Here is a 456-nt window from a genome sequence, read left to right as displayed (position 1 = left end):
CGTTACGGACCAGAACCCGGTAGACCGTCGCCCGGGACGGGACCGGCGCGATGCCCCTGCGTTGCAGCTCGTGCACCAGCCTGCGCGGACCCCAGCCCGGGTGCCGGCGCCGCAGCTCACACACCACCGCTTCCACCTCCCCAGCGATCCGGTGCGGACACGAATCGGGCCGGTGAGACCGGTCCGCCAGCCCCGGCAAACCCGCCTGCTCGTACTTGCGCACCCAGGAGTGCACCGACTGACGCGACACCCCATACCGGGCCGCGACCTGAGTGACCGGAACCCCCGCGGTGACCTCCATCACCGCGTGATACCGCTGCTCGACCACGCTCAACTCCACCAGCACGGCCCCGGCCCTCCCCACGCACGCCCATCAGACGCACACAGCCAAGCCGAGGTAAGCGGTGTCAAGCATCAGGTGAAGCCACACCGTCAAGCATCAACCGAGACAGGACA

The 456-nt window shown here is 69.1% G+C and carries 1 protein-coding gene; it reads right to left on the bottom strand.

Annotation, left to right across the window (positions count from 1 at the left end; genetic code table 11):
* The coding region (locus K7862_RS37115; protein ID WP_222970218.1) for a helix-turn-helix domain-containing protein at positions 1-334 on the bottom strand (334 nt) is incomplete at its 3' end.
* Between the last annotated feature and the right edge of the window lie 122 nt (positions 335-456).

The organism is Actinacidiphila acidipaludis (assembly GCF_019890725.1).
GTDB classification, from domain to species: domain Bacteria; phylum Actinomycetota; class Actinomycetes; order Streptomycetales; family Streptomycetaceae; genus Actinacidiphila; species Actinacidiphila acidipaludis.
Note: the sequence above shows the minus strand (reverse complement) of the source record. Positions and strands in the feature narration are given on the sequence as shown.